The 15231-nt window shown below is 52.9% G+C and carries 14 protein-coding genes; 3 read left to right on the plus strand and 11 right to left on the minus strand.

The window, feature by feature from the left end; translation table 11 throughout:
- Positions 1–93: 93 nt before the first annotated feature.
- From rplL to GM556_RS05915, 11 genes are all read right to left on the minus strand, one after another.
- On the minus strand, positions 94–471 hold the full coding sequence (gene rplL / locus GM556_RS05865) for a 50S ribosomal protein L7/L12 (protein ID WP_155573638.1): 378 nt from the start codon (positions 469–471) through the stop codon (positions 94–96).
- A gap of 60 nt (positions 472–531) precedes the next feature.
- On the minus strand, positions 532–1056 hold the full coding sequence (rplJ, locus tag GM556_RS05870; RefSeq protein WP_099026839.1) for a 50S ribosomal protein L10: 525 nt from the start codon (positions 1054–1056) through the stop codon (positions 532–534).
- Positions 1057–1316: 260 nt separating this feature from the next.
- Positions 1317–2009, minus strand: coding sequence for a 50S ribosomal protein L1 (gene rplA, locus GM556_RS05875; protein ID WP_155573639.1), 693 nt, complete (start codon positions 2007–2009; stop codon positions 1317–1319).
- A gap of 3 nt (positions 2010–2012) precedes the next feature.
- Positions 2013–2447 (minus strand): 50S ribosomal protein L11, encoded by a 435-nt coding sequence (gene rplK / locus GM556_RS05880; protein WP_099026841.1) that lies wholly within the window; start codon positions 2445–2447, stop codon positions 2013–2015.
- 121 nt (positions 2448–2568) lie between these two features.
- A complete protein-coding gene (locus tag GM556_RS05885) occupies positions 2569–4176 on the minus strand; it encodes an efflux transporter outer membrane subunit (protein ID WP_099026842.1) in 1608 nt (535 codons plus the stop codon).
- The gene (locus GM556_RS05890) at positions 4176–5525 is read right to left on the minus strand and encodes an efflux RND transporter periplasmic adaptor subunit (protein ID WP_155573641.1); all 1350 of its coding nucleotides are present in this window, start codon (positions 5523–5525) and stop codon (positions 4176–4178) included. The genes GM556_RS05885 and GM556_RS05890 overlap by 1 nt, the downstream gene beginning before the upstream one ends.
- Entirely contained in the window at positions 5522–8701 is a 3180-nt protein-coding gene (locus GM556_RS05895) for an efflux RND transporter permease subunit (protein WP_155579548.1), read from the minus strand. Before GM556_RS05895 ends, GM556_RS05890 begins: the two co-directional genes overlap by 4 nt.
- 269 nt (positions 8702–8970) lie before the next feature.
- Positions 8971–10404: a sensor histidine kinase gene (locus GM556_RS05900; RefSeq protein ID WP_370513598.1), complete on the minus strand. Its 1434-nt coding sequence runs from the start codon at positions 10402–10404 to the stop codon at positions 8971–8973.
- Entirely contained in the window at positions 10391–11146 is a 756-nt protein-coding gene (locus tag GM556_RS05905) for a response regulator transcription factor (RefSeq protein WP_155579549.1), read from the minus strand. Before GM556_RS05905 ends, GM556_RS05900 begins: the two co-directional genes overlap by 14 nt.
- Positions 11147–11188: 42 nt before the next feature.
- Entirely contained in the window at positions 11189–12373 is a 1185-nt protein-coding gene (locus GM556_RS05910) for an aminoacetone oxidase family FAD-binding enzyme (RefSeq protein WP_155579550.1), read from the minus strand.
- Positions 12374–13042, minus strand: a complete 669-nt coding sequence (locus tag GM556_RS05915; RefSeq protein ID WP_155573645.1) for a glutathione S-transferase family protein — start codon at positions 13040–13042, stop codon at positions 12374–12376. It abuts the gene before it with no gap.
- An 83-nt stretch (positions 13043–13125) separates the two neighbouring features.
- On the opposite strand from GM556_RS05915, the gene minC reads away from it, so the two are divergent.
- The 3 genes from minC to minE all read left to right on the plus strand — a co-directional run bounded on the left by minC (position 13126) and on the right by minE (position 15205).
- Complete coding sequence (minC, locus tag GM556_RS05920) at positions 13126–13902, plus strand: septum site-determining protein MinC (protein ID WP_370513599.1); 777 nt, start codon at positions 13126–13128, stop codon at positions 13900–13902.
- Between the two features lie 185 nt (positions 13903–14087).
- The gene (gene minD / locus GM556_RS05925) at positions 14088–14903 is read left to right on the plus strand and encodes a septum site-determining protein MinD (protein WP_155579551.1); all 816 of its coding nucleotides are present in this window, start codon (positions 14088–14090) and stop codon (positions 14901–14903) included.
- Complete coding sequence (gene minE, locus GM556_RS05930) at positions 14900–15205, plus strand: cell division topological specificity factor MinE (RefSeq protein WP_155573648.1); 306 nt, start codon at positions 14900–14902, stop codon at positions 15203–15205. Before minD ends, minE begins: the two co-directional genes overlap by 4 nt.
- Positions 15206–15231 lie beyond the last annotated feature (26 nt).

Below are 15231 nucleotides of genomic sequence, written 5' to 3' on the forward strand. Positions count from 1 at the left end.
ACTTCCTGTCAACGGCAAATGGGGCGGGCACAACAAAGCACCCGCCCACGCGCTCCAACGACCCCTTGAGAGGGGGCCGCCAGGATTAAACTCTTACTTGATCTCGACAGATGCGCCGTTCTCTTCAAGAGCCTTCTTGATCTTCTCAGCTTCTTCCTTGGTTGCGCCTTCCTTAATGGTCTTCGGTGCGCCTTCAACCAGCTCCTTAGCTTCCTTCAGGCCCAGACCTGTGATGCCGCGGATCTCCTTAATGACGTTGATCTTCTTGTCACCAGCCTTAGCCAGCACAACATCAAACTCGGTCTTGTCAGCAGCAGCCTCGCCACCAGCAGCACCCGGAGCAGCTGCAGCAACAGCAACCGGAGCAGCAGCGGAAACGCCCCATTTCTCTTCCAGAAGTTTGGAAAGCTCAGCAGCCTCCAGAACGGAGAGAGCGGAGAGTTCGTCAACCAGTTTTGCCAAATCGGCCATGATAATATCCTCTAAGATATGTAAGTTAGGCAGCCACACACATGCGAGCCACCTTGTTCATTAAGCGGCTTCTGTGTCGCCTGTTCTGGCATAGGCACCAAGAACGCGAGCAAGCTGCCCAGCCGGAGCTTGGGTGACGCCTGCAATGCGCGTTGCTGGGGTACTGATCATACCCACCAGCTGTGCACGCAGCTCGTCCAAAGATGGAAGCTCAGCCAGAGCCTTGACACCATTGACGTCCAGCGTCTGGTTACCAAGGGCACCACCAAGCACCACCAGCTTGTCATTCTTCTTGGCGAACTCGACAAGTACCTTCGCCACGCCAACCGGCTCATCCGACCAAGAAATGGCCGTCGGGCCTTTAAATAGCGGCGCAATACCGTCGAACTGGGTCCCATCCAGAGCCCGGCTGACCAGCCGGTTCTTCGCAACCTTATATGTCGCACCCACAGCACGAATGCTCCGGCGCAGCTCTGTCGCATCAGCCACCGTCAGACCCAAATTCTGGGTGACGACAACCATGGAGGTGCTGCCGAACACTTTACTGAGGGACTCGACAAAGGCCCGTTTTTCCGTACGGTCCAAAACCTGTCTCCTCGTTAGTCCGATTATCTCGGACCAGGTTACCCATAGGCCCTGCCCCACGCAATGGCAGAACAAAGCCCGCTCGCCTGTCCATGATGAGAAGACCGCACCATACCCAGAGGTAAAATACGTTCTACCCGTCTCACGCCTGCGCTACTTTAGCTTCAAGGGGATACCCCACATGCGCTCTTGGACAGGAAAAGAGCGGCTCATCACCGCTCAGCACCATCCCGAAGGATGGCGATTCCTTACAACCTCATTCAGCCTTCAAAGCTGGAAAGGTCAACGCGTACCCCTACCCCCATTGTGGAAGAAAGGGAAGCTTTTTTCAGGTAAGTCCCTTTTGCACCAGTAGGACGAGCCTTCTGGAGTGCATCAACAAGGGCCTTCACGTTCTCGGCCAACTGAGACTCGGAGAAGGAAGCCTTACCAACACCAGCATGCACGATACCAGCACGCTCAGCGCGATATTCCACCTGACCGGACTTAGCGGCTTCAATCGCGCCCTTTACATCCATTGTCACGGTGCCTAGGCGCGGGTTCGGCATCAAACCACGCGGACCAAGAATCTTACCTAAACGCCCGACCAGAGCCATCATATCCGGTGTTGCGATGCAGCGATCGAACTCAATCTCACCAGCCTGAATCTTCTCGGCCAAATCCTCAGCACCGACAACCTCAGCCCCAGCAGCCTGCGCCTCTTCCGCTTTCGGCCCACGGGCAAACACACCAACGCGCAATGTTTTACCTGTGCCATGCGGTAGGGAGATCAAACCGCGGACCATCTGGTCAGCATGACGAGGGTCAACGCCCAGCCCGATCGCGAACTCGACCGTCTCATCAAACTTTGCGGTTGCATTGCCCTTTACCAGAGCTACAGCCTCATTCAGGGAATAGAGCTTCTCGCTATCAACCTTAGCGCGCAGAGCAGCAATACGTTTGTTTTTAGCCATTTCTTAGCCCTCCACCACATCAAGACCGATGGAACGAGCAGACCCAGCCAGCATACGCACGGCACCATCAATGTCGTTTGCGTTCATGTCTTGGAATTTCTTCTCAGCAATCTCACGCAGCTGAGCTGTCGTCACAGAGCCAACAGATGCCGCGCGACCAACTGTCTGAGCACCCTTGGTGATCTTAGCGGCCTTGAGCAAGAAGTAAGTGTTCGGCGGGGTTTTGGTAATGAACGTAAAGGTACGGTCCGCATAAGCCGTAATGACGACCGGGATCGGCATACCGGGCTCAAGACCCTGCGTCTTTGCATTGAACTCTTTACAGAATTGCATGATGTTCAACCCGCGCTGACCGAGCGCAGGACCAACTGGGGGAGACGGATTCGCCTTACCAGCGGGAATCTGTAATTTGATGTAGCCAACAACTTTTTTGGCCATATCCGGGACTCCTTATCTTTAGTACCCGAACCGCGGTTAAGACGGCAGGGAGCATCCCTACCTCCCGCGTTCGACTAGGGGCGTTCCCTAGACTATTATCCCCTGCTTCGTCAAGGTGGAATCAAGGATGTGTTGTCTCATGCGGCGCACCTGTAAAGTCACGCTCTGCAAGAGGTGGCTCAATCTCCGAGCCATGCTGCGCCACCCCCACGGGCACCTCCCCCGCAGGGCGAGCATGATGCAGGCCCTTATATTGCAGCGGGCCAATCGGGTCGATACTCTTAATATCGGGTAATAATTTATCCGACCAGCCACCCCCTAGAGCGCGAATAAGCCGCACTGTCGCTTGCACCTGCTTCATCTGCGCTTGGACCTCTAATAAACGTGCCTTCAGCGCATCTTGCTGTGCCACCAGCGCGTCCAGATAATTGCTCAACCCGCCAGTATAAAGGGCCATGGTCATGGCTTGGGTCCGTAAAGCCGCTTCGACAGCTTGATGCTGCTGGAGCTGCTCTTGGTGGTATAACCCGGTCTCACTAAGACCATCTTCTACATCCTGAAAGGCACCTAATACAGTCGCGCGATACGCATCTACCCGCTCCCGATATTGCGACCATGCCCGTTGTAAAGCCGCACGGCGCATACCGCCTGTAAAAAGAGGCTCCACCGCTTGCACCGCAATTTGCCAAAACGCACGTGAAATGCTGGCAAGGTCAAACCCTGAATCTTCAAACCCACCAGTCGCGCTAATGACGATATGCGGATAAAAGGCCGCACGCGAGACGCCAATCGCCCGTGCCGCCGCCGCCATTTGCCGTTCGCTCACCGCGACATCAGGCCGCCGCTCCAACAGCGTAGAGGGTAAACCGCTCTGCACACGGATTGTCCCGAAATGCATGCGAATGTCTTTAATCGGCTCGATATGGAAGCTTGCTGGCACCATATTAACCATGACAGCAATTGCATGTTCCTCTATCTGGCGTGCCGCCATGAGGTCACTCTTAGCGGCCTCTGCATCATAAAGTTGGTTCTCAGCACGCGAGACATCCAGCCCCGCCCCAATAGCCCCGCCCTGCCGTAAGCGCGTAATCTCCACCGCTGTGCGGAAATAACGAATGGAATCATCATACACGGCAAGCTGTGCATCAATCCCGCGCAACGTAACGTAATTGGACGCTAACTCCGCTTGAAGCGACAAACGCGTCAACGCATATTGTGCCGCCCCAGCTTGTGCCAAGTTCTTTTGCATATGGCTTTGGTTGCGGATAGCATCCCAAAAATCCGGCTCCCATGTTGCTGCACCGCTATAGGCTACATTCGACTCATAAATAGGCGTATTGTTGCTACGCCGTAAAAAGAGCCGCCCTTCCGACTGCTTATTACGGCTCATCCGTGCGCCACCGGCTAATTGCGGATACAGGCGGCTCTCAGTCTCCCGTGCGATATCGCGCTCTTGTGTAAAAACCTCAGCCGCGGCTTGAAGGTCTGGGTTATAGGCCTCCAAACGTTTTTCTAGATCATCTAATTGCGGATCATGAAAGAGCGTCCACCATTGCCCACGCTCAATAGCATCAGCGGGCTGAGCATCCCCCATAATGCCCTTGCCAGCCCACCCATCAGGATAAATAAAATGCGGCGTATGATAATGAGGGGCAAGGTCACACGAAGTCAGACATAACGAAAGCCCGCCTATCACTAACGACACCCGCCCCCATAAACGCCCCGCCATTAATGCTGCTCCTGCTGTGAGGGCACAGCCGGTTTGTCATGCACCGCTCCCCCCGTTTTATCAGCATCATCCGTGTTATTCTCATCAGGCGGCGGCATAGCCCCCACGCGGCGTAAATCATTCGATGTAACATTTTTAACCGCTGGGGCCTCTTTAGGTTTATGGTCATTATAACCTCGTGTTGGTGTCACGACCTTTACCTCATCGCCATCCAACATATCCGCAGTAGGATTAGCCACAATCTCATCTTCTGCTGATAAGCCTGAAAGGATTTGCGTGGTCATCCCATAATTCGTCCCCGCTTGCACATTCAGCAAAGTAATGTGGTTATGAACAACCTTAGCCACCTGCATCCCTTGTGCACGGAAAATAAGCGCATTGGTCGGGACGATGAGAATATTCGTATCCCCCGGGGCATGAATATGCGCAGTCGCATAGGAGTTGGGCCAGAGCAACCCATCGGGATTATCCAACACAAGCTCCGTCGTCACCGTGCGTGTGGCGGCATTAAACGCATTCGCCGTGGCTAAAAAGCGCGCCTTGAAGGAACGCCCCGGATATTGTGGCACGCTTAAATCCGCACTGATTTTAGGGGAGATGACACTCGCAAAATCCTGCGGGACAGAGACAAAAACACGGATTTTATGCACATCCGCAACGGAGAATAACTCCGCCATAGCCCCACGCGCGCTCATATTGCCGCCTGTGGCGTTAACATAATCCCCAACATTGACTAAACGCGAAGTCACAATGCCATCAAAAGGGGCAACAATCCGCTTAAAGTTCTCCAACGCTTCGACACGCTCTACCTCATGAGCTGCCGCATCCAGCTCGGCCCGTTGGGCCGCTGCATTAGCGGCTTGCACATCTACCTCTTGGCGCGAGACCGCCTGCGTGCTGCGTAAAGCCGTCCAACGTTGGGTGGTAATCAACGCCAATTTATACCGGGCATTAATCACCTCATAATGTGCCTTAGCCGCTGCATATTGGGCATCAATACTCGGTGTGCTGACCTCTGCGAGCAAATCCCCCCGTTTTACATGCGCACCGTAATCTTTGTACCACATCTTCACATAGCCGGAGACCTGCGCATAGATGGGGGCCTCGTACCATGCGGCTAAGTTCGCTGGTAAATCGACCTCACGCGTGGCAGGGCCGGGCTGTGGCTTAATTAACACCACGCGGGTAATGGCCTCATCAGCCGCCTCCCGCTCTAAGGCTGCATGATGCCATGCCCGTTGCAGCAAGCCGATAACCACCAGCCCCACTAACACAGCCAGCAAGCCATAAAGCCACACACGCCCCTTACCACGCATAGGAGATGATGGCTGTTGTGAGGTCGATGTCATACCGTTTCTCCTTGCGTAACAGCCCGCTTCCCCTTCGGGGCACCACCATGAATCATAGCAAACACACAGGGAACAAACAGTAATGTTGCCACAGTAGCCATCAGCAACCCGCCAATCACCGCCTTCCCTAAAGCTGCATTGGAGGAATTACTGACGGACATAGGAATCATACCAATCATCATGGCAAGAGCCGTCATTAACACGGGGCGAATACGCTCAAACCCCGCCTCGGAGGCCGCTAAAATGGCATCGCCATGGTCCTCCAACCGCTCCCGTGCGAAGGCGACCACCAGCACTGCATTAGCTGTTGCGGTACCCATACACATAATCGCCCCCGTTAAGGCTGGGACGGAGAGGGTCGTATGTGTAAGGAACAAGCTCCACGCAATGCCTCCCAAAGCAGCTGGTAAGGCCATAATAATCACAAACGGGTCCAACCATGATTGGAAATTAACAACAATAATCAAATAAACCAGCACGATAGAGAGCAACAACCCACCAATGAGCTGAATATAAGCGTTGTTCATCGTCACAGCTTGCCCACGCACTACCATGCTAGAGCCACGGGGCAAATCTGCCCGCACAGCCTCTACCTCCCGCTTTACAGCCCTCGATAGGCTGCCAAGGTCTATCCCCTCTGGCGCGACATAAATATCAAAAACCGGCATGATATTATAATGTGAGACCTCAGCGGGCGTGCCTGTCTGCACAATCTGGCTCAAGCCCCCCATAATCTGCATGGTCCGGTTTTGCGGGTTGCCATCGCCTTTATCAATCGGCACCTTTTGGAGATCATTAAGCGTCTGCAAATAATTCGCTGGGGCTTGCACATCAATCAGCTGCGATGTCCCTTGGGCATTGAGGTAATAAGTCTGCCCCACCTGAGAACTACCCGAGAGGGTCGTCAGCACGTTATAGGCAATATCTTTTTCGGAAACGCCCGTCCCCAGCGCAAAGCTCCGCCGTGCATTGATGAGCATGGTTGGTTGGGTCATCGGCTGTTGAATACTTACATCCACCGCCCCCGGAATCTTCCGCAGCCGCTGGGCTAAACGGACTGCAAAGGCGTAATTATCCTGCAAATTACGCCCGACAATTTGTACATCAATCGGTGATGGCAGCCCAAAATTGAGGATTTTTGCCGTCAAGTCCCCCGGCTGGAAGGTAAAGACCATACCGGGGAAGGCCGTACTCAACGCCTTACGTAACTGTTTGCGGTATGTTGCAACGGGGCTTTCGGATTCCGCTAATTGGATGGTCACGTCACAATCTTGCGCGCCCGTTGTCGGTGAAGGGACCATAGCCTGATTGATCTGGCTCATCGGCAAACCACAATTATTGACAATCAACTTAACTTGGCCGGGCAATGTCTCACGGATTTTCTTCTCTACAAGGCCGCTAAGCTTGGCACTTTCCTCAATGCGTGTGCCAATCGGAGCGCGAAAATGCATCTGCATCGTGCCGGACTTAATCTCCGAGAAGAAATCCTGCCCGACAAATAACAATAATAATAAGGACGATAACGCCCCAGAGAGGAAAATAATGATAAACCGCTTCCGGTTCGCTAAAGCGCGTAACAGAACCTCATGATAGAGATGGCGGAATCGTTCAAACCGTGCTTCAAACGCCTCTTGAAACGTCCCAAAAATACCTCGCCGCCCCGTGCCATGGTCGGGATTACGTTGCTGCTGCACCTGCGCGGCGAGCAGCCAATTCGCCATGGTGGGCACAAGAGTTCGTGAGAAAATAAAAGACGCGATCATCGCAAAGATAATCGCCTCTGCCATAGGCATAAAGAGCCAGCCGGACACACCCGTCAGACCAAAAAGAGGGAACCAAACAATACAAATACACGTTGTAGAGACAAAAGTCGGAATAACAATTTGGTTCGCAGCATCAATAATAGCCTGCTCTAGCTCTTTACCCATATGCAAATGAGCATCGATATTCTCAATCATCACCGTGGCATCATCCACGAGAATACCCACAGCCAACGCCAGACCGCCTAAGGTCATGACATTGATGGACTGCCCAGCGAGGCTTAGGCAAATCAGTGCCGATAACATCGCTAAGGGAATAGACACCGCCACGATAACGGTCGATCGCCATGAACCAAGAAAGAGCAGTACGGTAAGGCTTGTTAGGATAGCCGCCGTGACCATCTCCCGCACCACATCCACCACAGATTCCTTTACGAAGCTAGAAGCATCCGTCAGGATGTTCATGCTCGTCCCCTCTGGCAGGGTTTTTTGAATATCTGGGAGGAGCTTCTTCACGCCATTAACGACCTCTAAGGTCGAGGCATTTCCGCTTTTAAGGATGACGATCATCACCGCCTGCTTACCCCGGACAAGCACGGCATTTGTCTGCGGAGGGCCACCTTTATGCACCCAAGCGACATCACGCATATAGATGACCGAGTTACCCACCTGCTTAATCGGCATCTTATTAAAGGCTTCAATATCCATGGGGGCAGAATTAGTCCGCACCATGAAATCCATCGGCCCAATCTTCTGATCCCCAGCCGGGAGAACAATATTCTGGCGATTCAACGCGCTGGCGACATCTACCGGGGAGAGCCGATGAGCCAGCAATTTCACGGGATCGATATCCACCATGATATCCGCTGCCACACCGCCATAAGGGTTAGGGATGGCCGTCCCAGCGACTGAGACAAGCTCCGGCCTGATGAGGTTGGAGGCCATATTATAGACCTCCGAAGCCGACATATTCGGGTTATTGACCTGTAAAGTCAGCACGGGGACAGAGGACGCATCTAATGCCAAAACCAAAGGCGGCGTTGCCCCGGTGGGGAGCTGCTTAATCACAGTCTGCGATACAGAGGTAATCTGCGTCTGCGCAACAGCAGCATCCGTCCCAGGTTGGAAGAATATCTTTACAATACCGCGCCCGTAATAAGAGTTACTCTCTATATGCTCAATGTTATTCACGGTCGCTGTTAAAGCGCGCTCGTAATAATAAACGATACGGCCTGAGACTTCCTCCGGCATTAAGCCAGTATAAGACCAAACAACGGCAACAGTAGGTATCTTAATATTTGGGAATACATCAGTCGGTGTTCCCAAAATCGCTTTTACACCAAAAATGACGATGATGATGGACATCACCACAAAAGTGTAAGGCCGCCGTAACGCTGTTAGAACAATCGCATTCATACAGCTAACGCACCTACCTTACATGCGCGCCCCCCTTGCATCACGCGCTGCACTCCGCCCCATAATATTGTAAAAAAAGCATATGTCTCTTTTTTCATCACACGGGGCACTATATCTCTCCACTGCGCGCAACTAGGCCGCTTTTATCTCATGGGAGGAGATTATAACGGGAGGAATGAAAGAGGAAATCCTTTTCATCTGAAAAGATTTTTAAATAACACAATTCCGTTACAATTTATTTTCCTTCCCCCCTCATACCCTCCTCTCCATTAAGCAGCTTTATCCTCTGCCGTAATGGCAGGGAAGATGAGGCGGAAGACAGTGCCACTCATCACGCCCACCTCATTATTTTCTTCAATCACAAGGCGGGCTTCATGCAGACGAACAATCGCCGCTACTAAGCTGAGACCAAGGCCACTCCCCGGGATATGACGGCTTTTATCTGCACGGTAAAAACGGCCCATCACCGCATTGCGCTCCTCTATAGCAATACCGACACCTGTATCGCGTACTTCAAACCACGCTTCTGCAAGTTCATTACAGCCCGCCCGTAAGGTGACGCTGCCTCCCGCGGCTGTAAACTTTAGTGCATTATCCAGTAAGTTTGCTAAGACTTCATTCAATAAATCCGCATCCCCCCAAAGAGGGACCGGCCCTTCATGCGGGACCACGGAGAGGGATAAACCCTGCATCTCCGCTATAGGCTCATATAAATCGGCCATATCCATCATCAAGGGCATAATATCCATCTGCTGAAAACCCACCCGCCGCTGGCCTGTCTCAATCTCACCAATACGCAATAACGCCGTAATGATGGAGAAACATTGCTCCAAATCGCGCTGGCATAACCCCATCGCACGCTCAAAACGCTCTTTATCCTCTATGGAAGGGTCCAAACTCTGCGCCACAGCATTAACGCGATCTAAGCGCGCTTGCACGCGTGCTAGAGGGGTGCGGAGGTCATGAGCAATATCGTTACCCACATCGCGCATCTCCCCCATAAGCTGCTCTAGCCTATCCAACATACGGTTTACCGAGCCTGCAAGGCGGTCTAGCTCGTCATGCCCGCGCCCAACAGGTAAACGCTCACGCATTTGGCCTTTCATAATTTGCTCAATAGAGGAGTGCATTTTGGTAATGCGTCCCAAGGCCCTGCGACTAAGGACCATCCCCGCTAACAACGCGAACAGCACCACCGGCACCATCGCAAATAATGCTGAACGCTGCGCAACCTGCCATAGCTCGTTAATCATATGACGGGAGCGACCTAGCACTAAAAGCCGCGTCCGCCCCGGCTGCATCCCCGGAACTTCCACCACCAAAAAACGCATGACTGTAACGCTATGGTCTGGCAGCACAAAGGAGAGCTTCTGCATGGTCGGGCCAAACTTAAGGCCAACAGGCCATGCCTTCATATCTCCTACGATGGGATGACGATTTTTATCAAACAACGCTGCGGCATTAAGAAAAACGCGTAGCTCGCTTGTGCTGCGCTCCTTTAGACGGATTTCCAAATCACCCGGAGCTTCCTGCATCAAAACAGAGGCGGAGCGGCGGAGCAAATCATCGGTGCGGAGCTTCTCATAAGTGCTAATCTGCCCATAAAGAAGGCCTAGCTCCAACAACATGCCCAGCACGATGATGCCAACAAGCCCTAAGGTCAGCCGGAACGCTGCGGTGCGGAAAAGGTCACTCCGGGACACGCAAACAGAACCCCGCCCCACGAATGCTTTGGATTAAAGGCTCATCCCCCTCTTTATCCACCTTACGGCGCAATTTACCGATATGCACATCCACCAAATTTGTCCGTGGGACGAAGCGGTAATTCCACACATCCTCAAGCAACATTGTCCGGGTAAGGACAGTATTAGGCCGGCGCATCATATATTCCAGCAAGCGGAACTCACGCGGCAATAACTCAATCTCCCGGCCCTCGCGCCGGACACGCCGCTCTAACAGGTCCATCTCCAACGGCCCTAACTTCAACATAGACGTCCGCCCATAAATAGGCCGCCTCAATAGGGCCTCTAGCCGTGCGGCTAATTCCTCCATTACAAAAGGCTTCGTCAGATAATCATCACCGCCCGCTTTAAGCCCGCTAATACGATCATCTACCGCCGATAACGCCGAGAGGACTAAGACAGGCATTGTCATCCCCTGCTCACGCAGCGTCTCTAAGACACTCAACCCATCAAGCCCCGGTAACATACGGTCCATCACCAAAAGGTCATGCTCGCCTGTTCGGGCCATCTCTAAGCCTTCTGGGCCTGTAGACGCGCGTTTCACGACATAACCACGCCCGCGTAAATCCTCTACAATCTCTTCTGCGAGGCTATCGTCATCCTCTATTAAAAGAAGCTTCGCTGGGGCATGGCCTTTCCCCTCCTCATGAGGATCGCTAGGCCAAGGCTGCCGCTCATTCTTTTTCAAAGATATATCTACCATCAGCTATATGCTCCCACGCGGGACTGTCCCCTCAGTCTTACCCTATACGTTAACCCGTTCTGCCGCAGCCTGTCCTGCTGCCACACCACTCGCCCATGCCCATTGGAAGTTATAGCCCCCCAACCAGCCCGTCACATCCACCGCTTCCCCCACAATATAAAGCCCCGGCACAGAGCGTGCCTCCATCGTTTGGGAGGACAAGTCCCGCGTATCCACTCCTCCCCGCATGACCTCCGCCTTAGCATACCCTTCCGTGCTGCTCGGCCTTATCGTCCAATCTGCCACATAGTTTGCTAAAACACGCACAGATTTTGCGGGCTGTTCTGCCAAAGGACGTCCATCCATCCGTCCATGAACAAGATATCGTGCTAGACGCGCAGGCAGGGCCTCCACCAAAGCCGCAGCATGGGCCTTGGGCCGTTTTTGGCTGATAGTCCGCATCATCTCATACACATCTCGGCCGGGGAGAAGATTAAGACGCACAGCCTCACCCCTCTCCCACCATGAAGAAATCTGTAAAATCGCAGGGCCAGACACACCCCGATGTGTAAAGACCATCCCCCCCGTAAAGCAGGGTTTTTTCCGCCCCATAAGAGACGCCGTAACAGGCAAAGACACACCGGCAAGCTCCGGCTGGGCCTCAGTCAGACAAAAGGGCACTAAGGCCGGAGCCGGTGCAACCACACGCAGCCCAAAACGCTGCGCGATGCGTAAAGAGAAGTCCGTTGCCCCTAATTTTGGCAAAGCCAACCCACCGGTTGCCAAAATCACCGCCCGCGTCTGAAGCACACCCTGCGCGGTCTCCACCGCAAAAACATGGCCATCATGCGCGACATCCCGCACCACACAACCAAGCTGAAAGCGCACATGCGCGGCACGACATTCAGTCTCCAACATTGTGACAATCTGCCGGGCAGATTCATCACAAAAAAGCTGACCATCTTCCTTCTCATGCCAGCTTATCTTGTGGGCTTCCACCAAAGCCAAAAAATCTTGAGGGCGATAACGCGCTAGGGCTGAACGGCAAAAATGCGGATTTTCGGAGCGATAATACCTCCAATCCGCCTTAATGTTCGTAAAATTACATCGCCCCCCGCCAGAAATCAGAATCTTCCGCCCCGGCTGCTCTGCATGGTCCAGCACAAGGACGCACGCACCCTTCTGCCCAGCTTTAGCAGCGGCCATCATCCCCGCTGCACCAGCCCCTATAACGATAACATCCCACATTCAAAAATCGAGATCCGCATAATGTGCAGGTGGGGTAACGCCACTCACTCGATCGCTTAATAAGGCCCGAAAGCAAGGGCGCGACTTAATGCGGGCGTACCAATCGCGCACACAAGGGGCTGCACGCCAGTCAATATCACCCAGAAAATCCAGCGCAGAGAAATGTGCCGCAGCGATAAAATCCGCCGCAGAAAGGGCCGTACCACCAAGCCATGTACGCGTCTCTGCCAAATAGCCAATATAATCTAAATGGAAGCGTAGATTCTTATAGCCCGCTTGCAGAATATTCCCATCTGGAGCCCCCTGCCCAAAAAGACGCTTCTCTACCTTCTCCCCTAGCAAATTTACTGTCACTTCCTGCTGAAAAAGGCGATCAAACCAATCAATCAAACGGCGGATTTCAATACGCTCTGCCATGGTGCGGCCTAATAGAAATGTCTCTGGATACGCTTCCTCCAGATATTCAGCAATAACCCGCGCTCCGGGCACAACCATGCCGTTATCTTCTACCAAAACGGGCACTTCCCCCGCCGGATTTAACTTATGGAACGCGTCATTTTGTTCCCATGTCTTCTCTATAACAAGCTCAAAAGGCAAGCCTTTTTCAGCAAGCATAAGACGCACAAAACGCGATTGCGGAGAGAGGGGTAAGTGATGCAGTATACGCATATGTCCTTCCTAACGCATTTTTATGCTATGGACCATTAAAAGACACTCCATAATTCTACAAACAGCCAGGTGACCCCAGCTTCATGCCCAACCCCTCAGCATCTCAGCCACTTCATCCATCAGATGGGCCTTCAGTGCAAGCCTCAAAGCCTAATGGCATGACTATCCGTGCCCGTGGCCGTTCTTTCCTTGCGCTTATTCTCTCTCCAGAGGCCCCTTTAAAAGACTGGCTCGCTGGGCTGGATAATCACATGCAACGCGCGGCTGGGTTCTTCAATCGCCAGCCCGTTATTTTAGATCTTGGCCTACTTGATGAACATACTGAAGGCCTTGCAGGCTTCCAGCAAGAACTCCGCCAACGCCATATTCATCTTATCGGCATAGAAGGGGCTGACCGCCACTGGCAAGCCTTACAAACATGGGAATGGCCTATCGAACTCCAAGGCGGTCGCCCCAGCGGGCCTGTCCAACTCCCTGAGGAAGAAGAAAAAGCCCCGCCTCTTAACCCTATCAAAGAACCCCTCATCATTAATCGCCCCGTACGCTCTGGGCAATCTATCCAAAACCCTGATGGTGATGTCATTATCCTAGGGCCGGTCTCCTCTGGGGCGGAAATTATCGCTGGGGGGTCTATCCATGTTTATGGCCCCCTGCGTGGGCGCGCCATTGCCGGGGTCGATGGTCGCCCTCATGCGCGCATCTATACCACCAAAATGGAAGCGGAATTGCTCGCCATTGATGGTTTTTACATGGTTGCTGAGGAAATGCCTGCTGAGCCTATCGGGCAAGCTGCTCAAGTTTATCTAGAAGATGAACAGCTAAAAATCGTTCTTCTACAAGCAGCTGTTATAAAAAACTGATCGTTTTTACACTCTTGAAAGAAACATTGTGTATTTTTCATGCAAGGACATCTTATCATTTTCTAGGAGCTACTATAGAGTGTGGGGACAGATAAGGAGGATAAAGGCTCCTCCTAAGGTCCATAATGTGTGTGCTGCTAACATTCGGCTAATCGGCCACTCAAATTAGGAAGGCTGGGAACTTCATGGCAAAGATTGTGGTTGTTACATCCGGTAAAGGGGGCGTTGGCAAAACAACAACGACAGCCGCCCTAGGTGCCGCTTTGGCACATAGCGGGCAGAATGTGGCTGTGGTCGATTTTGACGTAGGCTTGCGTAATCTAGACCTCATCATGGGTGTGGAGCGGCGGGTCGTTTTCGACCTCATCAACGTCATCCAAAATGAGGCCACCCTCTCCCAAGCCCTTATCCGTGATAAACGCTGCGAGACCCTCTCTATCCTCCCTGCTTCCCAAACACGCGATAAAGACGCCCTCACCGCCGAGGGCGTTGCCCGCGTCATGCAGGAATTACAAGAACGCTTCGACTGGATCCTCTGCGACAGCCCAGCAGGAATTGAGCGCGGGGCACAGCTTGCGATGCATCATGCTGATGATGCGGTCATTGTCACAAACCCAGAGGTTAGCTCTGTGCGTGACTCCGACCGCATCATCGGGATGTTGGATAGCCAGACCGCCCGCGCCCAAAAAGGTGAAACAGTGGAGAAACATCTCCTTGTGACACGCTACGACCCTAGCCGCGCTGCACGCGGAGAGATGCTCAGTGTGGAAGATGTGGTGGGTATCCTCTCCCTTCCACTGCTCGGCGTTGTGCCAGAGAGTGAAGATGTCCTTAAAGCCTCCAATGTAGGAGCTCCCGTCACTTTTGCCGCCCCTGAAAGTGCCCCTGCTATGGCCTATTTTGAGGCTGTAGAGCGGCTTAAAGGCAAGGACATCCCTGTCAATGTTCCTACAGAAAAACGTGGCCTATTTGACCGCATCTTCAAAAAGAGGGGCTCATGAGTTTTCTGGATAGCTTTTTTAATAAAAAACGCCCCGTAACAAGCAGTAATGTTGCCCGGGACCGTTTACAGATTCTCCTAGCCCATGAGCGTCAAGCCCAAGCGGGGGGGGATTCTACCCTCCTCCGTACCTTACATGCGGAGATTCTAGAGGTCCTCGCACGCCATGTGTCGGTAGATGAAGATAATGTTCATGTAAAGCTTGATAGAGGGCATAAATGCTCCAAATTGGAGATTGATATCCAAGTCCCTCAAAGTGGTTTGCGTGCACAGGTCTCCACCGTCACCAGTGACGAGCTTTAAAGCCAGTTACCCCACATTGTACCGTT

This window comes from Bombella sp. ESL0378 (genome assembly GCF_009725845.1).
In the GTDB taxonomy this organism is placed as follows: domain Bacteria; phylum Pseudomonadota; class Alphaproteobacteria; order Acetobacterales; family Acetobacteraceae; genus Bombella; species Bombella pollinis.